The sequence below is a fragment of the Psychrobacillus sp. PGGUH221 genome (genome assembly GCF_042055255.1).
Taxonomy (GTDB): Bacteria; Bacillota; Bacilli; order Bacillales_A; family Planococcaceae; genus Psychrobacillus.
In genome coordinates, this window is the sequence record NZ_JAQMHQ010000003.1 from 223,098 (window position 1) to 248,968 (window position 25,871).

General features: G+C 35.2%; 27 protein-coding genes and 1 pseudogene. 23 read left to right on the plus strand and 5 right to left on the minus strand.

Annotated elements, in window-relative coordinates:
• Window positions 1-11 precede the first annotated feature (11 nt).
• The 3 genes from PGC35_RS06975 to PGC35_RS06985 all read left to right on the plus strand — a co-directional run bounded on the left by PGC35_RS06975 (window position 12) and on the right by PGC35_RS06985 (window position 3,382).
• The gene (locus tag PGC35_RS06975) at window positions 12-1,058 is read left to right on the plus strand and encodes an Ldh family oxidoreductase (RefSeq protein ID WP_375218650.1); all 1,047 of its coding nucleotides are present in this window, start codon (window positions 12-14) and stop codon (window positions 1,056-1,058) included.
• Between the two features lie 162 nt (window positions 1,059-1,220).
• Window positions 1,221-2,165 carry an HpcH/HpaI aldolase/citrate lyase family protein gene (locus tag PGC35_RS06980; RefSeq protein WP_375218651.1) on the plus strand — a complete coding sequence of 315 codons (945 nt, stop codon included), beginning with the start codon at window positions 1,221-1,223 and terminating at the stop codon, window positions 2,163-2,165.
• 5 nt (window positions 2,166-2,170) lie between these two features.
• The gene (locus tag PGC35_RS06985) at window positions 2,171-3,382 is read left to right on the plus strand and encodes a CaiB/BaiF CoA transferase family protein (protein WP_375218652.1); all 1,212 of its coding nucleotides are present in this window, start codon (window positions 2,171-2,173) and stop codon (window positions 3,380-3,382) included.
• Window positions 3,383-3,465: 83 nt separating this feature from the next.
• Here the strand turns inward: PGC35_RS06985 and PGC35_RS06990 are convergent, their stop codons facing one another.
• Entirely contained in the window at window positions 3,466-3,621 is a 156-nt protein-coding gene (locus PGC35_RS06990) for a hypothetical protein (protein ID WP_375218653.1), read from the minus strand.
• Between the two features lie 117 nt (window positions 3,622-3,738).
• Between PGC35_RS06990 and PGC35_RS06995 the strand changes: the two genes are divergently transcribed.
• Window positions 3,739-3,903 (plus strand): hypothetical protein, encoded by a 165-nt coding sequence (locus tag PGC35_RS06995; RefSeq protein ID WP_375218654.1) that lies wholly within the window; start codon window positions 3,739-3,741, stop codon window positions 3,901-3,903.
• Between the two features lie 814 nt (window positions 3,904-4,717).
• Here the strand turns inward: PGC35_RS06995 and PGC35_RS07000 are convergent.
• Window positions 4,718-5,002, minus strand: coding sequence for a hypothetical protein (locus tag PGC35_RS07000; protein WP_053589529.1), 285 nt, complete (start codon window positions 5,000-5,002; stop codon window positions 4,718-4,720).
• 321 nt (window positions 5,003-5,323) lie between these two features.
• A complete protein-coding gene (locus tag PGC35_RS07005) occupies window positions 5,324-6,196 on the minus strand; it encodes an LppY/LpqO family protein (protein ID WP_375218750.1) in 873 nt (290 codons plus the stop codon).
• 651 nt (window positions 6,197-6,847) lie between these two features.
• Here PGC35_RS07005 and PGC35_RS07010 point away from each other — a divergent pair.
• The 12 genes and pseudogenes from PGC35_RS07010 (at window position 6,848) to PGC35_RS07065 (ending at window position 16,247) form a co-directional block, all read left to right on the plus strand.
• Entirely contained in the window at window positions 6,848-7,123 is a 276-nt protein-coding gene (locus PGC35_RS07010; RefSeq protein WP_053589527.1) for a hypothetical protein, read from the plus strand.
• Between the two features lie 475 nt (window positions 7,124-7,598).
• Window positions 7,599-8,636, plus strand: coding sequence for a serine hydrolase domain-containing protein (locus PGC35_RS07015; RefSeq protein ID WP_375218655.1), 1,038 nt, complete (start codon window positions 7,599-7,601; stop codon window positions 8,634-8,636).
• Window positions 8,637-8,658: 22 nt separating this feature from the next.
• Complete coding sequence (locus PGC35_RS07020) at window positions 8,659-9,072, plus strand: GNAT family N-acetyltransferase (protein ID WP_375218656.1); 414 nt, start codon at window positions 8,659-8,661, stop codon at window positions 9,070-9,072.
• Window positions 9,073-9,668: 596 nt separating this feature from the next.
• A complete protein-coding gene (locus PGC35_RS07025; protein ID WP_375218657.1) occupies window positions 9,669-10,070 on the plus strand; it encodes a hypothetical protein in 402 nt (133 codons plus the stop codon).
• A 364-nt stretch (window positions 10,071-10,434) separates the two neighbouring features.
• The gene (locus PGC35_RS07030; protein ID WP_375218658.1) at window positions 10,435-10,779 is read left to right on the plus strand and encodes an ArsR/SmtB family transcription factor; all 345 of its coding nucleotides are present in this window, start codon (window positions 10,435-10,437) and stop codon (window positions 10,777-10,779) included.
• 14 nt (window positions 10,780-10,793) lie between these two features.
• A complete protein-coding gene (locus tag PGC35_RS07035) occupies window positions 10,794-12,089 on the plus strand; it encodes an arsenic transporter (RefSeq protein WP_375218659.1) in 1,296 nt (431 codons plus the stop codon).
• A 14-nt stretch (window positions 12,090-12,103) separates the two neighbouring features.
• A pseudogene (gene arsC, locus PGC35_RS07040) lies at window positions 12,104-12,508 on the plus strand (arsenate reductase (thioredoxin)); the annotation flags it as partial.
• A 334-nt stretch (window positions 12,509-12,842) separates the two neighbouring features.
• A complete protein-coding gene (gene arsC, locus PGC35_RS07045; RefSeq protein ID WP_375218660.1) occupies window positions 12,843-13,262 on the plus strand; it encodes an arsenate reductase (thioredoxin) in 420 nt (139 codons plus the stop codon).
• A gap of 89 nt (window positions 13,263-13,351) precedes the next feature.
• On the plus strand, window positions 13,352-13,714 hold the full coding sequence (arsD, locus tag PGC35_RS07050) for an arsenite efflux transporter metallochaperone ArsD (protein ID WP_375218661.1): 363 nt from the start codon (window positions 13,352-13,354) through the stop codon (window positions 13,712-13,714).
• A gap of 20 nt (window positions 13,715-13,734) precedes the next feature.
• Window positions 13,735-15,504: an arsenical pump-driving ATPase gene (gene arsA, locus PGC35_RS07055; protein ID WP_375218662.1), complete on the plus strand. Its 1,770-nt coding sequence runs from the start codon at window positions 13,735-13,737 to the stop codon at window positions 15,502-15,504.
• A gap of 17 nt (window positions 15,505-15,521) precedes the next feature.
• Window positions 15,522-15,950, plus strand: a complete 429-nt coding sequence (locus PGC35_RS07060; RefSeq protein ID WP_375218663.1) for a protein-tyrosine phosphatase family protein — start codon at window positions 15,522-15,524, stop codon at window positions 15,948-15,950.
• 21 nt (window positions 15,951-15,971) lie between these two features.
• Window positions 15,972-16,247 carry an iron-sulfur cluster assembly accessory protein gene (locus PGC35_RS07065; protein WP_375218664.1) on the plus strand — a complete coding sequence of 92 codons (276 nt, stop codon included), beginning with the start codon at window positions 15,972-15,974 and terminating at the stop codon, window positions 16,245-16,247.
• A gap of 219 nt (window positions 16,248-16,466) precedes the next feature.
• On the opposite strand, the gene PGC35_RS07070 is transcribed toward PGC35_RS07065, so the two are convergent.
• A complete protein-coding gene (locus PGC35_RS07070) occupies window positions 16,467-17,717 on the minus strand; it encodes an MFS transporter (RefSeq protein ID WP_375218665.1) in 1,251 nt (416 codons plus the stop codon).
• 341 nt (window positions 17,718-18,058) lie between these two features.
• Here PGC35_RS07070 and PGC35_RS07075 point away from each other — a divergent pair, with 341 nt between their 5' ends.
• Window positions 18,059-19,120 (plus strand): flavin-containing monooxygenase, encoded by a 1,062-nt coding sequence (locus tag PGC35_RS07075; protein ID WP_375218666.1) that lies wholly within the window; start codon window positions 18,059-18,061, stop codon window positions 19,118-19,120.
• A gap of 123 nt (window positions 19,121-19,243) precedes the next feature.
• Here the strand turns inward: PGC35_RS07075 and PGC35_RS07080 are convergent, their stop codons facing one another.
• The gene (locus PGC35_RS07080; RefSeq protein WP_375218667.1) at window positions 19,244-19,753 is read right to left on the minus strand and encodes a GNAT family N-acetyltransferase; all 510 of its coding nucleotides are present in this window, start codon (window positions 19,751-19,753) and stop codon (window positions 19,244-19,246) included.
• A gap of 106 nt (window positions 19,754-19,859) precedes the next feature.
• On the opposite strand from PGC35_RS07080, the gene PGC35_RS07085 reads away from it, so the two are divergent.
• From PGC35_RS07085 to PGC35_RS07110, 6 genes are all read left to right on the plus strand, one after another.
• On the plus strand, window positions 19,860-20,306 hold the full coding sequence (locus tag PGC35_RS07085; protein ID WP_375218668.1) for a MarR family winged helix-turn-helix transcriptional regulator: 447 nt from the start codon (window positions 19,860-19,862) through the stop codon (window positions 20,304-20,306).
• Between the two features lie 105 nt (window positions 20,307-20,411).
• Window positions 20,412-21,791 carry an NAD(P)-binding domain-containing protein gene (locus PGC35_RS07090; protein ID WP_375218669.1) on the plus strand — a complete coding sequence of 460 codons (1,380 nt, stop codon included), beginning with the start codon at window positions 20,412-20,414 and terminating at the stop codon, window positions 21,789-21,791.
• Between the two features lie 12 nt (window positions 21,792-21,803).
• On the plus strand, window positions 21,804-21,986 hold the full coding sequence (locus PGC35_RS07095) for a hypothetical protein (RefSeq protein ID WP_375218670.1): 183 nt from the start codon (window positions 21,804-21,806) through the stop codon (window positions 21,984-21,986).
• Window positions 21,987-22,186: 200 nt separating this feature from the next.
• Window positions 22,187-22,912, plus strand: a complete 726-nt coding sequence (locus PGC35_RS07100; protein ID WP_375218671.1) for a GntR family transcriptional regulator — start codon at window positions 22,187-22,189, stop codon at window positions 22,910-22,912.
• Window positions 22,912-24,462: a gluconokinase gene (gntK, locus tag PGC35_RS07105; protein ID WP_375218672.1), complete on the plus strand. Its 1,551-nt coding sequence runs from the start codon at window positions 22,912-22,914 to the stop codon at window positions 24,460-24,462. Before PGC35_RS07100 ends, gntK begins: the two co-directional genes overlap by 1 nt.
• Before the next feature lie 18 nt (window positions 24,463-24,480).
• On the plus strand, window positions 24,481-25,827 hold the full coding sequence (locus tag PGC35_RS07110) for a GntP family permease (protein WP_375218673.1): 1,347 nt from the start codon (window positions 24,481-24,483) through the stop codon (window positions 25,825-25,827).
• Window positions 25,828-25,871: the final 44 nt, after the last annotated feature.

The following is a 25,871-nucleotide window of genomic DNA, read 5'->3' on the forward strand; positions in this document are numbered from 1 at the left end:
GTAATAAGGCAATGAAAATGGTTTCTCATGTAAGTAAAATAGATTTAGAGAATTTTGTTGCTAACGTATTTCAAGCTGCGGGTATCGAGCAAAAGCACAGTGAGATTGTTGCAAAGCATCTTGTTCTAGCAAATTTAAGAGGTGTAGACTCTCATGGTGTTACTCGAGTAAATAACTATATACAACGATTGGAAAGTGGAGTTGTTAACAAAAATCATGAAATGACAATCATAAAAGAGACAGCATCCAGTGCTCTAATTGATGGGGCAAATGAGTTAGGTATCATAGTAGCAACAGAAGGGATACGTATTGCAGTAGAAAAGGCAAAAGAAGTCGGGATAAGTGTAGTGGGAATCAAAAATTCTAATCACTGTGGAATGCTAGCTGATTATACTAACTTTGCAGTCGAAAATGACTGTATTGCATTTGCCACAACCAATGCTCCTTCTAATATGGCTCCATGGGGGGGCAAGGAACGTTATTTCGGAACAAATCCTATTTCATACGGCGTTCCAGGTGGATCAGCGGGAAATATCATATTTGACATGGCAACGAGTGTCGTCGCTAGAGGTAAGATAAAACTTGCTGTAAAAAATAATCAAGACATTCCTCTTGGATGGGCACTTACAAAAGAGGGGGAATCAACAACGGATGCTAATGCGGCAATGGATGGTATTGTTCTTCCGGTAGGGGGACCAAAAGGTTATGGCCTTGCATTCTTTGCTGAAGTTTTATCTGGCCTGTTTACAGGAGCAGGATTTGCTGCTAATCTTGGACGCCCAGAGGATTTAACTACTCCTCAAAATGTAGGACAATTTTTCTTTGTTATGCGTGCCGATCTGTTTGAAGAATTGGATACGTTTAAACAACGCATGGAGTTAATGGCAGAAGAAATTAAGCAAGTACCACTTGCTAAGGGATTTGAGAAAATTTTTCTGCCAGGTGAACTCGAAGATATTAAGGCTAGGGAAAATGAGCAAAATGGAATTCCTTTAACTTCAGAAGTTTTGATGGAATTGCGCATGGTTGGCGAGCGATACGGGGTCAGTAGACTATAAGATAGATACATTGGAAAGCTGCAGAGTTTGAGGAGTCAAGAAGCAGAAAGATAGGGTTAAGTGCTTGTGCTGATTGCCTCCCCAACATACATAAATAATTGATACTTTAAAAGAATAAGTTTTATAGTAAGTAAATTTTATACATAGAACAGGGGTGTAAAAATGGAAAACAAATATTTAGATAATTTAATTAGACGTTCCAGACTGATCATGCCTGCGAATAATAAAAAATTTATAGATAAAGCATATGCAAGAAATGCTGATGCCATCGTTCTAGATTTAGAAGACAGTGTGGCTGACTCCGAGAAAGTTGCAACACGAGAGCTTATAAAAGAATCGATTTCCATAGCGGGTAAGGGTGGCAGTGATGTTCTTGTAAGAGTCAACCATACAAATGAGCTATTGAATGGTGACGTAGAAGCAGCTGTTTGGCCTGGGCTAAGCGGTATTTATTTTCCTAAAGTAGAAAGCAAGCATCAAGTAATAGAAATGGATCAGCTAATTACTAAATTAGAAGAAAAACGGGGAATACCTGTAGGAACAATAACGATTGGGATATTGATTGAAAGTATTAAAGGGTATATGAATGTCCACGAAATTGCAAAGGCAAGTGAGCGTATTGATTCTTTAACGTTAGGAGCGGAGGACTTTGCGTTGGATACAGGTATGGAAGTATCACCTGATACCTTTGAAGCACTGCTAATCCCGAGAATGCAAATTTTGTTTGCCGCTCGGGAGAATGGTATTTTGCCACTAGGTTTAATGGGTAGTTTAACAACCTACAGTGATTTGAATGGCTTTTTGGAAAGTGCCCAATTAGCTTATAAGCATGGGTTCCTTGGTGCAAGTTGCATACACCCTCAAAATGTAGAAGTATTGAACAAAGGATTTTCGCCGTCAGTCGAAGATGTGGACCATGCAAAAAGAGTGATAGATGTCTTCGAATTTGCTGCTTCAGAAGGTAAGGCAGCGACAAAATTAGATGGAAAAATGATTGATACACCTCATTATGAAATAGCAAAACGCTTACTGAAGAGAAGTGTGGCAATAGAGAAATTTGAGCTTAAGAAAAAACAGGCAAGAGAAATGGTTATAAATGGGGGATAGATGTCATGACATCCAATGAAGGAAGACTACCTTTAGAAGGAATTAAAATACTAGATGCATCAACCATGTTGGCGGCACCATGGTCATGTACTTTTCTTGCGGATTATGGTGCAGAAGTGATTAAAGTGGAACATCCAGATTTCGGAGATCACGCACGAAATTATGGTTCTAAAAAAGATGGTATTCCACTTCTATGGAAAACACTGAATCGTAATAAGAAAACAATCACCCTTAACTTAAAAGAAGAAGAAGGTCAGCGATTGTTTAAAGAATTGGCAGCACAAGTCGATGTTGTGGTAGAAAACTTTAAACCGGGGACTTTTGAAAAGTGGAATTTAGGCTGGGATGTTTTATCTGAAGTCAATCCTTCGCTCATTATGTTAAGAACCACTGGATACGGTCAGACAGGACCTTATTCTACTCGTGGAGGATTTGGAACCGTTGCAGAGGCGATGAGTGGGTTTACCTCCGTAAATGGTGCAGCAGATGGTCCGCCTATATTGCCGGGAATTGCATTGGCTGATGGCGTAAGTGGTGTTTTTGGGGCATTATCTATCATGATTGCTCTTCATGAACGTATAAATAATCCTGAACATAAGGGTCAAGTAATTGATATTTCTCTTTATGAACCATTGATGAGGTTTTTAGAACCGCATTTAATGGCTTACAATCAACTAGGGAAAGTTGCGGAACGATTAGGGAATGGAAGCAATACAACAGCACCTAGAAATGCTTACCAAACAAAAGATGGAAGTTGGGTTGCATTATCTGCATCCACCCAAACAATTACCACCAATGTCTTTAAGGCAATTGGAAGAGCAGAGCTAATCGAAGATGATAAGTTCTCTACTAATGTAAATCGATTAAAACACGTAAATGAAATAGATGAAATATTAGGTAACTGGATAAAAGAACGTGATTTGGATGAAGTTGTTGATATACTGAGCGAGTCCGGTGCAGTAGTCGGGCCAATGTATGATGTGTCACAGTTATTTGAAGACCCTCACTATCAACATCGAGAGACGTTCATCAAGCTAGAAGATGAAGAATTAGGAGAAATAGAAGTTCCGAACGTAGTGGCGAAATTCTCTAGAACCCCAGGTAAAGTAAGATCTTCTGGTGCAACAAAAGGAAAGTATAATGAAGAGATTTATAAAGAAATGCTTGGTCTTTCGGATGAAAGATTAGAAGAGTTAAAAAAGTTGAATATTATTTAACAAAAAGCGAAGTGAAGATGATTTCATTCTATAAAAAGGTGAACCCCCGACCAGTATCAAAACTAATCGGGGGTTATTTGCCGTTATTTTAATTTATATGCTGCTAATACACTCATTAAAACTAATATTCCGGTAGCTGCAAAGAAAGTAGCAATACTCGTCAATTCGGTAAAAACACCTGCAATCTCCAATCCGATTAGAGCGGTTAGTAACGAAACACTGCCGATAAAGCTAAACACTCTTCCAAGTAAATGGGGTTCAATTTCTGTCTGGATAAGTGCATAAAAAGGTGTTGAAAACCAATGGTCCGGAGAAGCCGATAAGCAAACTCATCACAATAAAGACATAATGGAGGAGTGAGACCAGAGATAATTAACGTAAGCACCATTATGATGATGGAGATAGCCATCGTTTTCACCTTATCAAAACGAACCTCCATTATACCAATAAGAGACCCTTCTAATATTAATCCAGTTGCAAATATAGCTTCGACTATACCTGCTTACAGCTCTTTAAGTTAAAACCATTTTACTCGATTCACCAAAAGACAGAGAGGAATATTGGAAAAGCATATTTCATATTCCCAAAGAAACTATGTAAATTTATATGAATGCATAGATGTAATTTATCAAACTTGGGGCATTGAGAATTGTACTATCAATTAAAGAGAAGATAAGCTATATCGGTCTTTAAAGAGCGGTCTGTTAATGAAAATCCATATGTTCCAGTTGAGTTATACTTAAATTATCATTTAGATACAGGAAATATGATTACAAAGAGGTTTTTACTATGGATACTTATGAAAGACTCTTAAAGTGTGCTGTTACAAATGAACTTAACCTTCGTGAAGTGATAGAAGTTGCAGTACAAGAAAAATCGCAATTATTTTATCAAACCGTAAAGTAGTTTATATATAAACTAGGAGGTAAACGTAAATAATATGAGGGTTATCAAAGTCGAGACTTTTGATCATACACATCAATTTATAGAGGAAAAAGGAGGAACCATAATGATTGATTCATTTGAGTATAAGTCACCTCTTCGTACAATTGGCATATTTGCTGATAAATTTTTTTTGGAGAAATATATGTCGAGGTTTATAACTAATCGAGCAAAAGAACTCAAAAGGGGTTCTGTAAATTTTATATATAGTTGTTATTCCTAACGGGAGGTTCGTAAAAGAAAAACAAAGTTCAAATAGAGGATTTTGGTTTTCTTGTTCGAATAACTTCAGAAAAAATATTGAAGCAGCAACGTGATTTAATTTTTAAAATTGTGTTGGTCTCCTAATACAGTAATCCTAATAAAAATCATACCGATGGTTTGGTGTGATTTTTATAAATTATTGGCAGCGACAATCTTAGTAAAAGCACTTAATTGAGCCTTGCTGAATTCCACAACCTCTTCCAAACCTTCGGCATTGGGATGAATAAAGTTTTGGGTACCCAAATTTTGTCCCTCAGTATGTTTAAGGATGGCAACTACTAAATTTTCTTGCTTAGGGTCTACAATCGAGTATATTTCCCATACAACGCCAGCTATGTCCGCGACATTTTTAAAAACTAAATCAAACTCTACCTCTTGTAGAATTTTTTTTACTTGATAAATGTATAGCCCCATACTTTCTAACTCCATTCCTTTACATTTACTATATTATATTTGTCTTCAATTCATATTGTTAAATTTTTTTATAAAAGAAAAATTATTTGTATGAGTAAACCGATAGAGGTAGCAAAGTTCATACTCGTAAAACATTTTCGCATCAAAAAAAGTAGCAAAGTAGGATGCTTCTTTATCTAATGGCGCTTAGTTACAGGTACTTTTTCATGGTTTAATTTACTGAATAATAAAACAAACCACTTCGGAACCAATCATCTTTAACATCAAGATGTGATGAAGCAATAAAAAAGGATCTCCCACTGGAAAATCCTAATGTCCTCATTATTTAGTATCGAAGGATACCTTCTTTGTAGTCAACACTTCTAAAGCATCTTTTACCTCTTTCGCAAATCGAATTGGTTTTTCAATTTTTACAAAATGGATATACATCAGCCTTGGATCCTCAAACAACCAATGATTATGAAAGCCGGTAACAATAATATCATGTTTCAGAAGCTCATCAATGAATGGGTTGATTTCCTCTTGCAGGATCACCGTTTCCCCACTGCAAAGAGCTCTGCCATCTGAAGATAACGATTCAAAGGCAAACATTTGTGGAATCAATAAAAATGACGTTCCTCGCCTTCCTAGAACTCGAGGCATAATATTTGTACGAGATTTCATCACAATACAAGCCCCACCTTCAAATGTATGCATGCTGCCTTCTAAAACTCGATTGAACTCCTCACAAAGCTCTTCTCCCCGTCTATCCGATGTTCTTTGATTTCTTCGGGAACCTCCAATATTGCGAGTAGTTAAGACTTTTAAGGCACTTCTTACTTTTCTAGCAAAAGATAAAGGTTCATCAAGGGATTCAAAATGCATATACATCAATCGCGGATTTTCAAACAACCAGTGATTATGAAGGGCGGTTACAATGATTCCTTCTTCACGCAACCTCGCCATAAATGGATTCGCTTCTTCCTGGAGGAGGACAGTTTCACCAAGACACAATGCCTTTCCGTTTTCATCAAGGTTTTCAAAAGAAAATGCCTGAGGTACAAACATAAAGGAATCAGCTCTCCTGCCTAGTACAACCGGATGAATATTTGTCCGGGATCTTGTTGCAGTACAAACCCCATTAATGATAGAGGGAGCTGCCCCCAAAATTTCCGCAAATTTTTCACAAAGGTCGTCTGGACGAATATTATTCATGTTATCCAATTGCAAACCATCTCCCAAATACAATTTTCTAGTTATTTTATTCTAGAAGTCAAATAAAGGGACTGGGTATATGCCCTAAAAGAAGATTACAATGTTCCAATTGTAAATGCAGATGGTTGGAATTTTTTCCAAATACTTTAATTGGCAAATGGAAGTAGGTGGGATCTAATGTTTAGGAAAATACGAATCCTTATCGCTGGTGATTCTTTTTTTTAGTTTTCTACCCAATAATAGTTTTGTCACGAGATTCACAATGATTCTCACAAAAATTGCAGAGGAATTAGTAGCGCCTTGTTATCTAATAATATTTAAATCTGCTGTTAAAATTTGTTCTTCTTTAAATGTCATCGCTTGCTTAAAAAATTTGTTTTCCGATGAAAGTTAACAGTAGTCTTTTTTCAATCTTAAAGAGATTATGATTCTTCAATCTAAAAATTCTTTGAAAATAAATCATACTTATCTGTGTAAGACCGCAATGGTTAAATTAGCTACAAGTAGACTTAATTTTGGAGCAGTCCAACCATCAGTATATTATTCTTGCCAGAGAACCAAAGTTCAAGGAGAGAACTTATGAATGAAAAGTTATTTTATATAATATATTAATTAAGAAAGATTAAACTATAGAATCTATAGGAGGAAATTATGTTTTTTTTATTCTTTGTATTCTTTTGCATTAGTTCTATTATTTTTGGACCTATATTTTATTTTGTACCGACAGAAAAACAAAAGAGATACAATCTATTTTTCCTAGTAGTAATGATTTTTTCATTCTTAACTATTCTTGTAATAAGTCCTTTTATGCAAATAGAAGAAATACTTCTTCTCATGTTTTTATCTATACTAGTAGCTTCGGTTTCGAGCTCAGGATATTTATTTTCTAAAACAAACCCTGAAAATGAAACTAAGTTAACGACGTAGATAAGTCTAGAAGAGATAAAGACTAGAATTAGCAACAGAATATAAGACCTTTAGAAGTAAAAACTACTAACTTATTTCAAGACATTTCTTTTGGAAGTTCTATTAAGTATGAAGTAATAGACCAACTCCTTACTGCTACAATCTCAGCTCAAATTTCTCCAGCTGGCTTTGTTGGTCAACTTGTAATTGTGTATGAATATCGTGACAAAATGTATCAAGCAAAATCAATTGAATTTCAACCTTCACCCGATTTATAAATTATTCAACTAACGAATGCTTTTGTAAAAATAGACCATTTTTCGATGGTCTATTTTTATGTGGAAAATATTAAGTAGATTTCGGTGATCCAGTATGAAATGTTACACTTCAACTAACGCAGCAGTATAGTTGAAGAAAAATTTTTTTTACAAAGAGTTATAATAGAACATATATTCGTGTTATAATTTATTTCATAATACTAACAAGGGGGATAATTGTGAAATTAAAGAACATTAACATTGAAGAACGAATGAAACATTATAATGTCCCAGGTTTAAGTATCACATTGCTTGAGGGCTGTAAAATTAGTGGAACAGAAAATTATGGCTTATTAGAAGTGGAAAGCTATAGAAAAGTAAATGAAGATTCTAGTTTTAGTGCGTGTTCGATTAGTAAGTTCTTAACAGGGATGCTTGCTATGAAGTTAGTAGAGGAAGGACTTTTTAATTTAGATATTGATGTAAATGAAAGTCTTGTATCGTGGAAAGTGCCAGTAAATGATTTTACTAAAAATAAAAAAGTTACATTGAGAAACTTACTAAGTCATCAATCTGGAATTAAAGACCCTGAAGGTAGTTTTTTTGAACTGAATTCCAATATAGGGATTCCTTCGATGGTTGAAATATTTGAGGGGAAAACTCCTTACTGTAAAGTTCCTATTGACGTGAAGTGCGAACCAGAGAGTGAATTCCACTACTCAGATGCAGGTTTTTGTATCATCCAGCAACTGATAGAAGATGTTATGGAAAAACCGTTTCATCAAGTTATGAATGAGCAAATATTTGAACCATTAGGAATGGCAAATAGCCAATTCCATACAACAATGTTAGAAGTGGATAGACAAAATTTTTCTTGTGGTCATAACAAAAACGGTGAATTAGTAGAGGGGAAATATCCTATATATCCTTATCCTGCAGCATCTGGTCTATGGACAACTTCTTTGGATTTAGCTGCATTAGTTCTAGAGCTAATGAATGCTGTAAAAGGTGAAAGCAAGGTTGGCATTTCGGAAAGTTTAGCAAAGGGGATGATAACCCCACAAAGAGGTAAAAGTTGGACTGGATTAGGAGTGTTTCTTGAGGGCTCTGAAAAAGAATTAGAAATTACCTCTCTCGGTTGGGGTGTGGGATTTCAATGTATGATGGTGGCGTTTCCGTATTTAGGGAAAGGTGCGGTCATAATGACGAATGCAGAATTGGGTGTTCATCAATTGGAAGGTATTATAGGAGAAATATATAAATCTCTTTTGTCTTAAAAAGCGGTAATGGGGGAGAAATATGCAGATAGCCTTAGCAAATCCAACTAATATATCTGAAGTTGTGTCGTTCTTCAACGAAAATTTAGACCGCAATAACAGCGCGGTTTATTCTGAAGAGTTTTTATGTCCTCTTGGAATTAATGCAGCCATAAGAAGAAAGCAAATGATAGTGGCAATAGTAGAAGGTCAAGTAGTAGGGGCATTTCGGTTTTACCGAAAAAAAACACAAAAAAATATATCTTTATACCAATTTGCGATTAGTGAAATTTATCGCGGTCAGGGGTTATTAAAAAAGATGTTAAAAACGATAAATGATTTACCTATCATTTCACTATGTCCGACTGATTCCTATTTAAATGATTATTATTATAAATCAGGATGGTATTTACAAGAACAAAATGAGGAATTTAATATGTGGATTTTTAATGTCTGATGATGGTTTTTCTTTTATCTGATAAGTAGTTTAGTCATTATCATCTTCAACTAACGAGTGCTTTAGTTAAGATCATAGGGTTGCTTAGTCAACTCTTTTTTCTTATTGAACTCATGAAGCAGGTTTTTGAAGATGGCCTACCTAAATTTTGCAATAATATACTATATGAAATGTAATTGTCGGATGTATCATTTATGAGACTACATTGAATGGAGTGGACCCCTGAAGACAATGCGGAAACTTTTATTTCAAAGTTAAGGAGTTTAAGTAAAAATTTTTCGATATTACAATCAAAAAATCTAGCGGTATCCATAGCAAAAATAGGTAATGAATTACCTAATCCAGTTCAAATGTTCCGGCCAATGAATACATACGGACAAGGGCTATGTTTACTAGTGATTGTATAGAAAACTTAAAAAAATAGAGATGAACAGATTGAGTTAGCTAAAGATGTTATTATTAATGCAGATTCCTTATCTTTCGCTTCAGAATGTCTTCGATGGTTCAGAAGGGACACAGAGGAACATCCAAATCCTAAAGGGTTCTCTGACGAGGAATACACAAAATTGGCTGTGATTTTAGCGGAGAGAATATCAATGGAATTAAGTAATATAGACAATATTGAAACAGATAAAATAGAAAATTTATCTTTCTTATTGTTTATTTGGAGCGAATATGGAAACTCTAACGAAGCATCAACTACAATCACAAGAAAGATAGAAAACGATCAATACTTTGTTTTCAGTTTACTTGATACTTTTACACCAACAGCATTTGGAGAATTTGGGGTGAAGAAATCAGGGTTTCGTAGAAACAATTATGACGCAATAAAAAATCTAGTAGACCCTTTAGTAATCGTAGACGCTATTGAAAAAGTTTTCTATCCTGAGTATTTGGAAGTACCAAGAGATGAAGAATTAGCCCGGCAGTTTCTGTGGATCCACAATAATTTACTAAATGAAGAAGCAAATGAACATGAACAGGAAAAAGAATTGTAATATTAAGAGAAAATTATTTAACTAACCGCCAAATGGTTATTTTTTTATATCTTATAACTTGCGCATTTATATTCAAAAAGGTTTACATGACTATACAGGCTTTCAGAGTGTATGGAAAGGTATTATTTCAAGTAGTTATCCAAAAGTTCGTTTGTAGTATAAAAAATACTCACGTTTTTATTTATTTTTGTAGTGTGAAATTTACAAAGGAAAAATTTTTAATAACTATATAAAAGCAATATACGTTATAAATATATTGCTTTTATATTTACAAATTGTTTACAAAAATAAAGTTGCATATCATACATAAGTATAATATTATATAAGCAAATAATTATATATTAATTAAGGAGGGGAAATAAAAATGGTGTTATCAACGATTGAACTGGAAAAAGCTGCAACTATATTAAAACTGTTAGGCGATAAAACAAGACTAACAATGCTTAAGATGCTGGACACTCATGATTATTGTGTATGTGAATTTGTTGAAATATTTAAGGTTAGTCAGCCTGCAATTAGTCAACATGTACGGAAGTTAAAAGATGCTGGATTGATTCGGGAAACTAGAAGGGGTCAATGGATTATTTATTCATTAAACAAAGAAAGTGAAGTTTTTCCTTTTGTCCAAAGTTTGATTCATCATCTTCCAAACCAAGATTTTAAACTACAAGAATTAGAAACACAGGGATTACGTATCTCGTGTGATTAATGGAGGTTAGCACTTTGTCGCCAATTATTTTAGCATCAATCATTTTCATAGTAACGCTTGTTTTCGTTATTTGGCAGCCTAAAGGTTTGAACATAGGTTGGTCTGCTTGTGGAGGAGCAATTATTGCGTTATTGGTAGGTGTTGTAGATTTTAATGATGTGTTAGAAGTAGTAGACATTACTTGGAACGCAACATTATCCTTTATTGCGATAATCCTCATTTCTCTAATTTTAGACGAGATTGGATTATTTGAATGGGCTGCCTTACATATGGCGAGGGCTGCTAGAAGCAATGGTATTAAAATGTTCATTTATATAAGTGTGTTAGGAGCCATCGTTGCTGCCTTTTTTGCTAATGATGGGGCTGCTTTAATTTTGACACCAATTGTCTTAGCGATGGTTCGTAATTTGAATTTCAAAGAAAAAATGATTTTTCCATTCATTATGGCGAGTGGATTTATAGCGGATACAACATCGCTACCATTCGTGGTTAGTAACCTAGTTAACATTGTGTCAGCGGATTTCTTTAATATCGGATTCGTTGAATATGCTTCAAGAATGATTATTCCTAATATATTTTCACTGATAGCAACTATTAGCGTTTTACTATTTTACTTTAGAAAAAGTATTCCAAGGACATATGATTTATCTAAACTACGAGAACCAAAAGAAGCAATTAAAGATATAAAAATGTTCCACCTTTCATGGTATGTCCTAGCTATATTGGTTGTTGGTTACTTTAGTAGTGAATTCATCAACATTCCTGTTTCCATAATAGCTGGAATTGTAGCGATATTCTTCATAATAATGGCAAGAAGAAGTAGTGCTGTGGATACAAGAACAGTTATTAAAGGAGCTCCGTGGAATATTGTATTTTTCTCTATTGGTATGTATGTTGTCGTTTATGGGCTAGGGAATGCAGGCCTTACGAATGTATTAGCTGGCGTAATCGAAGTAGCTGCAAATCAAGGATTGTTCATGGCTACGATGTCAATGGGATTCATTGCTGCCTTTCTATCCTCCCTTATGAATAACATGCCAACCGTTATGATAGATGCTCTAGCAATTGCAGAAACAAATACTTCCGGAACTATCCGTGAAGCACTTATTTATGCCAATATCATTGGATCTGATTTAGGTCCGAAAATTACACCGATTGGATCACTAGCAACATTAGTTTGGCTTCATGTTTTATCTCAAAAAGGCGTAAAAATCTCATGGGGCACTTATTTTAAAACTGGAATCGTCTTAACAATTCCAATCCTATTCCTTACACTTCTAGGTTTATATATTTCATTATTATTTTTCTAAAGGAGAATAAAATTATGGATAAAACATCAATCTACTTTTTATGTACAGGTAATTCATGCAGATCCCAAATGGCAGAAGGATTTGCAAAAAAATATTTAGGAAATAATTATGAGATTTTTAGTGCAGGAATTGAAGCGAGAGGAATTCATCCATTAGCTATAAAAGTCATGAATGAAAAAGGAATAGATATATCTGGCCAAACATCAGATGTAGTGAATGTAAAATTATTAAATAAAGCTGATGTTGTTATTACGTTATGTAAAGATACGATGGAAAGATGTCCTATTTCTTTACCAAGATCATCTCATTTTCATTGGCCATTTGATGATCCGGCAAAGACTCAAGGAACTGAAGATCATATTCTTAGAAATTTTAAACGAGTAAGAGACGAAATTGAATCAACAATTCAAGAATTTATTTCTGGAAATTCAGGTGTAGTTTTTAATTTCAAAGACAGTGAATATGACTATCTTATACCCAAAGAAGACTTCGGAGAGCAAATCAAGTATCTTCGTGAGTCTAAGGGCTTAAATGTAACGGGATTAGCTATTCGCTCTGTTTTATCAGAAGATTACATTATTAAAACGGAGAAGAATCTTACAAATCCTTCAAGATTTTTCATGCATCACTTAGCGAATGCTTTTCAAATGGATTTCGATGATTTGATCAACCATCTTTATACCGATAATAGCAGTAAAGTAATATAGATTTTGTATATTTTTAAAAGCATAAAACAAAGGAGACTACTTAGAAATGACTAAAAAAACAATATACTTTTTATGTACAGGAAATTCATGCAGAAGCCAAATGGCAGAAGGTTGGGGAAAAAAATACTTAGGAAATGAGTGGGAAGTTCTAAGTGCAGGAATTGAAGCACATGGCTTGAATCCTAATGCTGTTAAAGCGATGAATGAGGCTGGAATCGACATTTCTGACCAAACTTCAGATATCATTGATATGGAAACATTAAATAATGCGGAGTTTGTAGTTACACTTTGTGGGGATGCGGCGGATAAATGTCCAATGACACCACCTCATGTGAAACGGGATCATTGGGGCTTTGACGACCCTGCTAAAGCTCAAGGAACTGATGAAGAAAAATGGGCTACCTTCCAACGAGTTCGTGATGAAATTGGAGAAAGAATCAAGCAATTTTCTGAAACCGGCGAATAATTTAACATTACCAAGAGAAATTTCTCTTGGTTCTCTTTTCACCAGAATATAAGTATATGCTTATTTGATATTATAACGGGGGTTTTAGTATGAAAAAAGTAGAAATTTTCGATCCTGCAATGTGTTGTTCAACAGGTGTCTGTGGACCAAGTGTTGACCCAGAACTAACAAGAGTGGCTTCAGCTCTGTATTCTCTTGAGAAAAAAGGACTTAATATTACACGATATCAATTAACATATAATCCGGATAAGTTTGTGGAAAATGGTGCGGTAAATAATGTTTTACATGAAAAAGGAATAGATGCTTTGCCAGTAGTTTTAATTGATGGTGAGATTGTAAAACTCGGATGTTATCCCACAAATGATGAACTAGCAGAATGGTTTAATGTAGATTTAGAAGAACTGAAAGAAAAGCCAAAAGTTCGACTTTCTATTGATTTAAATTCACTTTAAAACGGAAAGAAGAGATAAACATGTTTCAAGCTTTTCAGCCAAAGTATGTAATAAACACCCCATTTTTGTTTTTGACAGGCAAAGGTGGGGTAGGAAAAACGTCCACAGCATGTGCCACAGCTGTTTCATTAGCGGATAAAGGGAAAAAGGTTTTGCTAATCAGTACAGATCCTGCATCCAACTTACAGGACGTATTTGGTATCGAATTAACTAATATGCCAAAAGTAGTTCCAAATGTTGAGAATTTATATGCATGTAACTTAGACCCTGAGGCTTCTGCAAAAGAATATCGTGAAAAAGTTGTGGGACCGTATCGAGGTAAACTACCTGAATCTGTAGTAGTCACAATGGAAGAACAATTATCAGGTGCGTGTACTGTAGAAATAGCCGCATTTGATGAATTTACAAGCTTGCTTACCAACACTGAAGTGGTAAGTCAGTATGATCATATAATTTTTGATACAGCACCAACTGGCCATACTTTACGACTTTTACAACTTCCAACAGCATGGAATGGGTTTCTAGAGGAAAGTACACATGGTGCGTCATGTTTAGGTCCATTATCAGGCTTAGCTGATAAGAAAGATCTTTATTCCAAAGCAGTAGAGGTGCTAGCTGACCCTACTAAAACTACATTGATTTTGGTTACAAGACCAGACGTCTCTTCTCTTTTAGAAGCTGATCGTGCCTCTATAGAACTAAAAGATATCGGGGTTAAAAATCAAATTGTTATTGTAAATGGACTACTAAGCGACTACTTAAAAGAGGATGAAATTTCGTCCGCATTTTACTATCGACAAAAAGGTTCTTTAAAACAGATGCCTAAAAATTTAAAGCAGTCTATTATTTATTCACTACCATTTGTCTCATATTCTCTTACAGGAGTAGAAAACCTTCGTAATCTGTTCAAAATGTACACATCACCAACAGGTATATCTAACAATCAGACTGATATAAATAACCATCTTAAATTGAAGGATATTGTAGAGGAATTTTCCTCCACAGGCACTAAGCTGATCTTCACTATGGGGAAAGGTGGGGTAGGAAAAACAACAGTCGCATCTGCCATTGCGGTTGGTTTAGTTGAAAAAGGACATCGGGTACATTTAACAACGACAGATCCGGCGGCACATCTTAATTATCAATTTCAAAGTAATTTTATGAATCAAAATTTAAGCATAAGTAGTATTGATCCAAAACAAGAAGTAGAAAAATATAAGGCTGATGTTTTATCTAAAGCAAGTAAAGATTTGGATGAAGATGGCATTGCATATCTACAGGAAGACCTTAACTCTCCTTGTACAGAGGAGATTGCGGTATTTCGAGCTTTTGCTGATGTGGTAGCAAAAACGCATGATGAAATCGTAGTCATCGATACAGCACCGACAGGGCATACTTTATTGTTATTAGATGCAGCACAGTCTTATAGCAAAGAAATACAGAAATCTACTGGCGAAGTACCAAAAAGCGTAGAAAACCTACTTCCACTACTTCGAGATCCAAAAGTAACAGAAGTTGTTATCGTAACACTTGCTGAAGCAACTCCAGTTTTAGAAGCTTCTCGCCTACAAGAAGATCTTAGACGAGCAGAAATTAGCCCAAAATGGTGGGTTATAAATCAAAGTTTATATGCGACCAATACGACTGATCCTGTTTTAAGAGGGAAAGCAGTGGGTGAAGTGGAATGGATTCATGAAGTAAAAGACAATAAGGCAATAAACTGTGCAATAATTCCATGGTCACATGAAGAAAAAGTGGGATATGACAAATTAAAAGATTTTATTAACTAATTTGGATGGTGAATGTAATGACAAATAAAAATTACCATGAATTGATTAAAGATCGCATTTATATCGGCGGTGCAGATGATGTAGTTGATGTTATTGAAAATGAAAAAGTAGATAAAGTATTTGATCTAAGAGCTGAATCGTCTAATGTAAGCTTTAATGATAAAAGAGTACACAGTCCAATAGTTGATGATGCAGATCAGCAAGACACTTCTATAAAGAACTCAATTGAAGAGGTAGTAAAAGCGTATAATGAAGGGGAAAATGTTTACTTCCACTGCCAAGGTGGAAGTAACCGTACAGGCACTGTCGCGATTGGAACATTACTTTCTTTAGGCGAAGCAGACACTATTGAAGAAGCGAAAGAAATCGCAAAAACAGTACGGCCGAAAATTAGAGTAAAACCAGGAATGAAAGAAGCTTTGAGAAGAATATTTCCAAATGCATAAAAAATTTTAGGAGGAAAATAAATGAATATTACAGACGGAGCGAAAAAATTATTAGAAAAAGTACTTAATGAAAAAGGTGCTGAGGCAATTCGTCTTTTTACTAATGCTGGTTGCTGCGGGCCACAATTTGCATTGTCTTTAGATGCACCGCTAGAATCAGATACAATCCAGACTATCAACGGTATTAAACTAGCGATCGATTCGCAAGTTAATAATACAGAAGGTCTAACTCTTGATATAGAAGAGAATGACGGCCGTGCAGGACTGGTTCTTATAGGTGGAAGTAGTTGCTGTTAAGAAATAATTATGTTTTTAAATAATGCGGAACTCCAAGTACTGAGTTGTTGGTATTGAATAATTAATAGACATAGAAATGACTATATAAGCTGCAAGATAGAAACCATTTAAATCAGCTAAATTAAAATGGTTTCTTTTCTTTATTCTCGGTTTTTTAATATAAGTGATTGTTTTAAGAGTCTTTTATTACCGAAATACAAATAATTTACTAGCGTTATTTTAATAAATTGTAATTAATTTACTTTCTCTTTTGTAAGAAGTTGACCAAAGAAGTGCTAATAATAAAAATAAAATAGCCCCACCCCAGTAAATGTAGGAAAAACCAAATTCTAATCCTATGAACAGGAAACTAATAAATGGACCAATGGATGCCCCAAGATCTTGTGCTATTGAATATGTAGTAAGAAATGAAACTACATTAGAGTTCTTTGAAATGTCTAAGGCAATTGCATCAACAATTGTCGTAAGAGAGGTAGCTGCAATCATGACAAGAAAAGTAAATAAAATCAATACAAGGATTGGAACTGCATTAGAAATCATTCCAAAAGTCAAACTTGCAAAAATTAGAGACATAATTAATACGGGCACTCTTCCTTTAATCCCATCAGACCAAGTCCCAAAACGCACTCCTAAAAATGGCCCCCATATCCATTGGACTGATAAAATAATGCCAGTTAGAAAAGTTGCACTGATTACAGTTCCGAACAAGGTAACATTTTCCCCATGGTTATGTTCAATTACAGAACTTAATGTTGACATAAATATCCCTTGAAATAATAAAGTGATACAGAAACCAGTAAAAACAATCCTTCCTCTGCCCTGTTTTAGACTGTTTAAAATTAAATTATCTTTAAATACAACCTTATCCTTATTATCCTGCTCATGATCTTTTAAAGATGTTGTTTTAACATACAATAAAATTATAGGTAGAGCTAACAGAGTAAGGCACCCAAAAATAATCGAAACAGTACTTAAACCCAAAATTGGTACAAGCAGCCCTCCTGCTAGCATGCCTACTAAACTCCCTAATCGATATAGTCCATTGTATAGACCAATAGATTTCCCTCTATTACTTTCTTCAGTATTAAAGGCCACAATCGATAAGCCTCCAATTCTGAAAAAGGACCAGGCAATCCCCCATACCCCACGGAGAATAATCCAAGCGATAAATCCATTTAATAATCCATAGCCCAATGTCGTAATACTACCCAATATGATTGCAATTACTAAACCTGTTTTTAGAGATATCTTATTATATATCCACCCAACAATCGGATTGAAAGGTAAACGGATAAAGCGGTTAATAGAAAGAAGTACTCCAACTTGCCATATCGAGTCAAGACCTACTTCTTTCCAATATAATGGCAAGACAATGTATAACATTGAATCCCCAAACAGACTAATTGCAGTAATTAAGGCAACTATGACGATCTCAGAAGATTTGCTAACCCCTTTGCTTGATTCGGACAATACTTATCACTCCTAACTCAGCATCTAATTATTTTTTTATTACTTACTCGTAAGGGTATTATAATTTATTGCAAATTACAACTAAATTTTCATTTAAAATAAATGATTGCATTTTACAAATAAATGAAGTATAAATATGATAAGAGAAAAATGATTCCAGATGTGTTTTTTTAATCAAGCTTTCATTCAAAGTCGTTGTAAGAAAACAATATTAGTTGCAATCAAAATGCATCTTCATACAATATAAAATTATTTACACTAATAACTAGTGCTCACATAATTTTTCTTTATTTTCTCTTACGCTATACTTGTATTTTACAAATAAATAGGAGCGTGTTTATGTGGAAGATATTTTAGATTCAATAGTCATTGGAGGAGGGCAAGCAGGTCTTGCTTCTGGTTATCACTTACAGAAAAAAGGGTTACGATATCTAATTTTAGAAGCAGACACTCAGGTAGGTGGTTCGTGGCCACGATATTACGACAGCCTTAAACTGTTCTCACCGGCAGGATATTCCTCAATGCCAGGTATGAAATTCCCAGGAGAACAAAATCGTTATCCGAGGAGAGATGAGGTCGTTCGCTATTTAAAGGAGTACAAGAAGAAATTTAATTTGAAAGTTGAAACTAACCAGCGTGTTGAATCTGTAGACAAAGATAGAGAAGGATTTACGATTCGTACGATGGCAGGGGATACATTTTATTCACGAACTATCATTAATGCAACTGGCTCGTTTAACAATCCATTCATACCAAATATAGCTGGGCAGGATGCGTTTAAAGGTCTAACTCTTCATTCCTCCGAATACAGAAATTCAGAGCCATTTATAAATCAAAGAGTGGTCGTTGTGGGGCGTGGTAATTCTGCTATTCAAATTGCAGTTGAGCTAGCAGAGGTGAGTCAAGTGTCCTTAGCTGTATTACGACCTGTACAGTTTGTTAAACAACGTGTATGGGGCAAGGATTTGCATTTTTGGATAAAACTAATCGGTTTTGATACCTTTCCATTTTGGAGGTTTAGAAAAACTGCACCAAGTTCAAGCGCTGTGAACGATACAGGCCAATACAAAAAGCAATTAGCTAAAGGAAAACCAGATCAACAACAAATGTTTACTTCTTTTTATGAAGATGGCGTTATATGGCCAAACGGAATAAAAGAACCGGTTGATACAGTAATATACGCGACAGGTTTCAGACCACAGTTTCCATATCTTCAAGCCATTGGAGCACTGGATGTGGAAGGAAAGCCTTCACATGTAGCGGGAATAAGCGAAGTTCCCGGTCTCTATTATGTGGGGATGGAAGGGCAACGTTCCTTTGCTTCTGCGACCTTAAGAGGGGTGGGGCAAGACGCGCAGTATGTTGTGAAAAAGTTATTGCATTATCTTGAACATTTAATTTAAATTGCAAATTGTTCAATTCGGGAGTTATTAAACTATAAAAAGAATCCATTTAAGTTAGCCCATAATGGATTCTTTTCTTTTCATTCAGTAGTGATTTTTAAACTTTTGGTGTGCGAAAATAACTTAACAATCTTCTTCTAATCCGACTAAATTGCTTCTTCGCTCTAATAATACATTATCTCTCCATATACCATTCAATTTCCCTATTTTTTCTCGTATCCCTACTTCTCTAAAACCATTTTTCTTATGCAAATAAACGCTGCAATTGTTTTCCCTAAAAATGGAAACCTGTAAAGTCCAGTAACCTTGCTCTTCAGATACTGTAATCAAATTTTTCAAGAGGAAATTACCAACACCCATGCCTTGTGCATTAGGATGAACGTAGACACTAACTTCGCCTACTCCTGCATAAGCCAAACGATCTGAAATCGTTGTAATTTTGCACCAACCTAAAACTTTATTTTCGTTTTGTGCAATTAGAGTACATTCAGGATGAGCTTTTAAGACCCATTGTTCATAAATGGCAGGTGCTTTGGTTTCAAATGTTGCAAAACCCGTGGAAATCCCAGCTTCATAAATATATTTAATTTCCGCCCAATCTTCCTTTTTAGCATTTCTAATCATAATAGCCATGTCTGATTCCCCCAATATAAAAAATAAAAAGTATTTAATAAAATTTTAAAGTTTTTTGTTGCACATTGCAAGTAAATGTTGTATATATTATATAAGAGGTGAAAACATGGAAAACAAACGTGAACTATTTCAATTGCTTACTCGTAGATTTGGACTTCTTAATAAAAATTGTTGTTCAATTGGAGCCGTGGATATATCAACCGTTCAAAGTCACATTCTTTATGAAATAGATAAACAAACATCACCATCCATGCAACAAATTGCAGAAACGATCGCAATGGATATAACAACTTTTAGTCGACAAATCCAGACACTCATTAAAATGGAATTAGTAAAGAAAACACCTTCTTCAACAGACAAAAGGGTATTTATTTTATCCCTTACAGTACAAGGAAAGTTTGTGGCTACAACCATTGACGAATCGATGAATGCTTATTTAGAGGAAGTATTCTCCCATATGAACGAATTTGAAAGAGAAACAGTAATTCGTTCTATTAAATTACTAAATCAAGCTATGTCCAAATCAAGCGTTTGCTGTACACCTCTACTTTAAGCAAGAGTAAGTCTTGCTTAAAAAAAATATACATTACTTGCAAAATGCAATTAAAATACATTTTAATATTTGGTAAGACTACTAAAAATTTATGGAGGTAAGAGAATGAATAACATTGAACTGAAACAAGTAAACACTGGGGGATGCTGCGCACCCGCTGCAAAAACAAATGTAGATGTAACAACATCTTCAAACAAGGAATTACCAATAGCTATTATAGGTGCCGGTCCTGTAGGTTTAGCTGCTGCTGCCCATCTAGCTAATATAGGAGAACGGTTTATTCTACTGGAGTCAGGTGATAGTGTTGGTAGTAATATTCTAAACTGGGGACATGTAAGGTTATTTTCACCATGGCAATACAACATCGATAAGATAGCTAAAAAAACTCTAGAAAAACACGATTGGAATACACCTGATTTAGATCAACTTCCATTTGGAAGTGAATTAGTTAACGAGTATTTGAAGCCATTAGCAAATCTACCTGAAATACACCCTTTTTTATCACTGAATACAAGAGTTGTTTCGATTAGTAAAAAAGGGTTAGATAAAATGAAGACTGCTAATCGTGAAAATTCGTCCTTTGTTATATACATTGAACAGAATGGGATGTCAAAAAGAATAGAAGCAAGGGCCATAATAGATGCTACTGGAACTTGGTCACAACCAAATCCAATAAATGCAGATAGTATTTGGACAAAAGAAGAAAGAGAATTAAACCAACACATTTATTATGGAATTCCTGATATTAAGGGAAAGCATAAAGAAAGATACAAAAACAAACGAGTTGCTGTTGTAGGTGGCGGTCATTCAGCCATTAACACAATTTTAGAACTATCACAGTTAGATGATGAAGTAGAAATTACTTGGATCATGAGAAAGAAAAACGTAGAAGATGCGTACGGTGGAGAAGATAAAGACGCTTTGGAAGCAAGAGGTGAATTAGGTAGCCGTATACATCAATTAGTTGATGCTAGTCATGTAAAAGTCTATACTCCTTTCCTTATTCACCAATTAACTAAGACAAATGATGGAATCGGAATTACTGGGGAATCAGAAGGTAGTGAAGTAACAATTTCTCCGGTTGATGAAATCATTGCAAACACAGGCAGCCGTCCAGACTTTTCATTTATAAGAGAAATCAGACTTAGTATAGATACTGCTACAGAGAGCGTTGAAGAACTTGCTCCTTTAATTGATCCTAACCTTCACAGTTGCGGAACAGTACGACCTCATGGTGAAGAGATATTAAGACAGCCAGAAAAAGACTTCTATATAGTTGGAATGAAAAGTTATGGTCGAGCTCCAACATTCTTAATGGCTACCGGTTATGAGCAAGTGAGATCTATTGTGGCTCATCTTTCGGGTGACTTTGAATCAGCTAAAAAGGTTGAACTTGATCTACCGGAAACTGGTGTATGTAGTATTAATTTAACATCACAATATTCTACTCAATCATGTTGCGGAATGGAAGCGTCTAAATGTTAGGGGTGGAGGTATTTGACTGTAAATAATGGGTCTAATTTGTCTAAAGAATATTTTATTTCCTATCTAAAACTGGTTATGGAAGCTAGATCTTATTCTTTAGAACAAGCAAAAACCTATATGTTCAACAACTTTTTTAAAAATAGTAAAGAAGTGTACGGAAAAGAAAGTTACTGTAATTTTTTATTAGCTATTTAAAAATTAAAGGAAGGAAGAGTTTTACAGTTAGTTCAAAGTTAAAAAGATAGCTATTATATCATTAGAGGAGAAACAACACCTTTCATATTTTAGATGGGAGGTGTTGTTTTCATTTAAATCTTGTAAATAAAATAAAAGCGTTTACATTTTTGTATTTGTACACTAAAATACTTGTATACAAGTATGTAGGAAGTGAAAATATGAGCAAGAACATGCATTTTAGTTTTCCTGTAAAATGGATTGCGAGCGCTTCCATTGGAGTAAAGCTAGCATATGAACTCCGTTTTCGGATTATTTCAGGGGAGATTCCTATAGGTACTGTATTATCAGAAAATAAACTCGCTGCAGAATTTGAAGTAAGCAGGTCGCCTATACGGGAAGCATTGAAAATATTGTCGTTTGAAAATATGATCCGTTCGGAAAGAATGGGAGCAGTAGTAGTTGGTTTAAATGAAAAAGATATTAAAGAAATATATGATGTACGTTTAATGATTGAAACATTTGTATATGAAAGAATAGTGAAATTAGATACGAGTGACCTAGTTAGAGAACTTAGCAAAATACTTGAGATGATGAAAGTAGCCATTAAATTTAAGGATGCGGATGAGTTTTCTTTTCAAGATGTTCTTTTCCATGAAACGATTATTCGTTTCATAGACCATTCCTATATAGCACTTATATGGGGCAACACTAAACCGGTAATGGAAACGTTAATACTTCTTTCGATGCGAATGCGTATGTCAGAGAAGTATGAAGATTTTTCAAGAGTCATAGAAAATCATGAAATATATATTGAAGCGATAAAAACGAAAGATAGAGCGATTATGATTCAGGCATTACATCAAAATTTTAATGATGTTCAAGGGAAAGTGGAAGATCTTTGGATGTCACAACAAATGCTCACGATAGAAAGGGAGCAAGAATAATGACAAACTATATGTTAGGTGTCGACATAGGGACAACTAGTACAAAAGCAGTGTTGTTTTCTGAAAAAGGGAAAATCATTCAACAAGAGAATATCGGCTACCCGCTCCATACCCCGGATAGTTCTACTGCTGAGCAAAATCCAGAACAAATATTACAAGCGGTTTTAAAGTCAATTGCCAGCATTATGAAAAAATCTCAAATTGCAAAGGAAGATTTACTATTTATCTCCTTTAGTAGTGCAATGCATAGTTTAATCGCAATGGATGAGCATGACCAACCGCTTACTCAGTGCATTACATGGGCAGATAATCGAAGTGAGGCATGGTCAAGCAAGATAAAAAAAGAAATGAATGGACTAGAAGTATATAGACGTACTGGCACTCCTATTCATCCAATGTCTCCTCTTAGTAAGATTACTTGGATTGTTCATGACTTACCGGAAATAGCAGCAAAAACAAAAAAATATATAGGTATAAAGGAATACGTTTTTAAAAGATTATTTGACCGCTATGTGGTGGATCACTCTTTAGCATCAGCTATGGGAATGATGAATCTCAAAGAATTGGATTGGGATGAAGGAGCTTTAGAAATAGCTGGGATTATGCGTGAGCAGTTATCGGATTTAGTACCTACGACAGAAGTTTTCCAAAACTGTGAACCTACCCTGGCCAGAAAACTTGGTATTGATGCAGAAACGAAGTTTATCATTGGTGCAAGTGATGGTGTCCTTTCTAATATTGGTGTAAATGCAATAGGAAAAGGGGAAGTGGCAGTAACAATCGGTACTAGCGGAGCTATTCGAACCGTTATTGATCGTCCGCAAACGGATCAAAAAGGAAGAATTTTTTGCTATGCTTTGACAGAGAATCTTTGGGTAATTGGAGGTCCTGTCAATAACGGGGGGATGGTACTTCGTTGGATTCGTGATGAATTTGCTTCTTCGGAAGTGGAGACAGCGAAACGACTTGGAATTGACTCGTATGAAGTACTAACAAAGATTGCAGAGCGAGTTAGCCCGGGGTCAGATGGTCTTTTGTTCCATCCATATTTGGCAGGAGAACGTGCACCGTTATGGAATCCTGACGTACGTGGTTCGTTCTTTGGATTGACTATGTCACATAAGAAAGAACATATGATTCGTGCAGCACTTGAAGGTGTCATTTACAATCTGTATACCGTGTTCTTAGCGTTACTAGAAGTTATGGAAGAGCCGGTAACACGTATCCAAGCTACAGGTGGTTTCGCTAGATCCGATGTATGGCGTCAAATGATGGCAGATATCTTTGATATGGAAGTAGTCGTGCCCGAAAGTTATGAAAGTTCCTGTTTAGGTTCCTGTATTTTAGGATTATATGCAATTGGTAAAATAGAATCGTTCGATGTGGTTTCAGAAATGATAGGTAGTACTCATAAACACACTCCAAAAGAATCAGATGTTCAAGAGTATCAAGAACTATTACCAATATTCATTAATTTATCGAGAGTATTAGAAAAAGAATATACAAGTATTGCAACATATCAACGTAATTTGATAAAAAATAACATATAAATAATTGGGGGAAACGTCATGCCATTAGCAATCGTAGCAATAGGAATAGTCGCATTATTGATTTTAATTATGGGTTTAAAATTAAACACATTCGTTTCATTAATCATTGTTGCTTTTGGAGTTGCATTAGGCTTAGGAATGCCACTAGATAATATTGTTGCTTCTATAGAAGGTGGGCTAGGTGGGACACTTGGTCATTTAGCGTTAATTTTTGGTTTAGGTGCAATGTTAGGTAGTTTGATAGCAGATTCAGGTGGAGCGCAACGTATTGCGATGACCTTAATCGATAAGTTCGGCGAGAAAAATATTCAATGGGCTGTTGTAGTCGCATCATTTATAATTGGTGTCGCATTATTCTTTGAAGTTGGATTAGTTCTGTTGATACCAATTATTTTCTCAATTTCTAGACAGTTACGTGTTTCTGTTTTATATTTAGGAATTCCAATGGCAGCTGCATTATCTGTAACCCACGGATTCCTGCCACCACATCCAGGTCCAACGGTAATTGCTGGTGAATACGGTGCAAACATAGGAGAAGTACTGCTTTATGGTTTCATCATTGCTATTCCTACTGTTATTCTAGCTGGTCCTCTATTTACGAAAATTGCTAAAAAACTAGTACCAGATTCATTTAATCGTACTGGAGATATTGCTTCTTTAGGTGAGCAAAAAACATTCAAGTTGGAAGATACCCCTGGGTTCGGTATAAGTGTATTTACAGCGATGTTCCCAGTTATTCTAATGGCAATTGCAACGGTAGTTACGATGATCCAAAAAACAACTGGAGCAGATGATAATGCAATGTTTTCCATCATTCGTTTTGTTGGTAACGCTTCTACAGCAATGGTATTATCTTTACTACTTGCCGTGTACACAATGGGTATCGCAAGAAAAATTCCAATGAAAGCAGTAATGGAATCTTGTTCCAAAGCAATCGCTAGTATCGGTATGATGTTATTGATCATCGGGGGCGGAGGTGCTTTCAAACAAGTATTGATCGATGGTGGAGTAGGCGATTATGTAGCAGAAATCTTCACAGACACTACTATTTCTCCGATTATTTTAGCTTGGATGATCGCTGCAATATTACGAATAGCTTTAGGTTCTGCAACAGTTGCAGCATTGACAACTGCAGGATTGGTTATTCCTTTGTTAGGTACTACGGATGTTAACTTGGCATTAGTTGTTTTGGCAACAGGAGCAGGTAGCGTAATCGCTTCACACGTAAATGATGCTGGTTTCTGGATGTTCAAAGAATTCTTTGGTTTAACGTTAAAAGAAACTTTTGCAACTTGGACATTATTAGAAACAATCATCTCCGTAGCTGGATTAGTGTTCATATTATTATTAAGTTTATTTGTTTAACGAGAAGCGCAAGCTCCAATGTCTGCCCCGAAAGGCAAATGTTC

Excerpts from the sequence above, each read along its gene's own strand:
- PGC35_RS06975 (WP_375218650.1), top strand. The coding sequence starts at position 12 with ATGAAAATGGTTTCTCATGTAAGTAAAATAGATTTAGAGAATTTTGTT.
- PGC35_RS06980 (WP_375218651.1), top strand. The coding sequence starts at position 1,221 with ATGGAAAACAAATATTTAGATAATTTAATTAGACGTTCCAGACTGATC.
- PGC35_RS06985 (WP_375218652.1), top strand. The coding sequence starts at position 2,171 with ATGACATCCAATGAAGGAAGACTACCTTTAGAAGGAATTAAAATACTA.
- PGC35_RS07000 (WP_053589529.1), bottom strand. The coding sequence starts at position 5,002 with ATGGGGCTATACATTTATCAAGTAAAAAAAATTCTACAAGAGGTAGAG.
- PGC35_RS07005 (WP_375218750.1), bottom strand. The coding sequence starts at position 6,196 with ATGAATAATATTCGTCCAGACGACCTTTGTGAAAAATTTGCGGAAATT.
- PGC35_RS07010 (WP_053589527.1), top strand. The coding sequence starts at position 6,848 with ATGTTTTTTTTATTCTTTGTATTCTTTTGCATTAGTTCTATTATTTTT.
- PGC35_RS07020 (WP_375218656.1), top strand. The coding sequence starts at position 8,659 with ATGCAGATAGCCTTAGCAAATCCAACTAATATATCTGAAGTTGTGTCG.
- PGC35_RS07025 (WP_375218657.1), top strand. The coding sequence starts at position 9,669 with ATGGAATTAAGTAATATAGACAATATTGAAACAGATAAAATAGAAAAT.
- PGC35_RS07030 (WP_375218658.1), top strand. The coding sequence starts at position 10,435 with ATGGTGTTATCAACGATTGAACTGGAAAAAGCTGCAACTATATTAAAA.
- arsC (WP_375218660.1), top strand. The coding sequence starts at position 12,843 with ATGACTAAAAAAACAATATACTTTTTATGTACAGGAAATTCATGCAGA.
- arsD (WP_375218661.1), top strand. The coding sequence starts at position 13,352 with ATGAAAAAAGTAGAAATTTTCGATCCTGCAATGTGTTGTTCAACAGGT.
- arsA (WP_375218662.1), top strand. The coding sequence starts at position 13,735 with ATGTTTCAAGCTTTTCAGCCAAAGTATGTAATAAACACCCCATTTTTG.
- PGC35_RS07060 (WP_375218663.1), top strand. The coding sequence starts at position 15,522 with ATGACAAATAAAAATTACCATGAATTGATTAAAGATCGCATTTATATC.
- PGC35_RS07065 (WP_375218664.1), top strand. The coding sequence starts at position 15,972 with ATGAATATTACAGACGGAGCGAAAAAATTATTAGAAAAAGTACTTAAT.
- PGC35_RS07080 (WP_375218667.1), bottom strand. The coding sequence starts at position 19,753 with ATGGCTATTATGATTAGAAATGCTAAAAAGGAAGATTGGGCGGAAATT.
- PGC35_RS07085 (WP_375218668.1), top strand. The coding sequence starts at position 19,860 with ATGGAAAACAAACGTGAACTATTTCAATTGCTTACTCGTAGATTTGGA.
- PGC35_RS07090 (WP_375218669.1), top strand. The coding sequence starts at position 20,412 with ATGAATAACATTGAACTGAAACAAGTAAACACTGGGGGATGCTGCGCA.
- PGC35_RS07100 (WP_375218671.1), top strand. The coding sequence starts at position 22,187 with ATGAGCAAGAACATGCATTTTAGTTTTCCTGTAAAATGGATTGCGAGC.
- gntK (WP_375218672.1), top strand. The coding sequence starts at position 22,912 with ATGACAAACTATATGTTAGGTGTCGACATAGGGACAACTAGTACAAAA.
- PGC35_RS07110 (WP_375218673.1), top strand. The coding sequence starts at position 24,481 with ATGCCATTAGCAATCGTAGCAATAGGAATAGTCGCATTATTGATTTTA.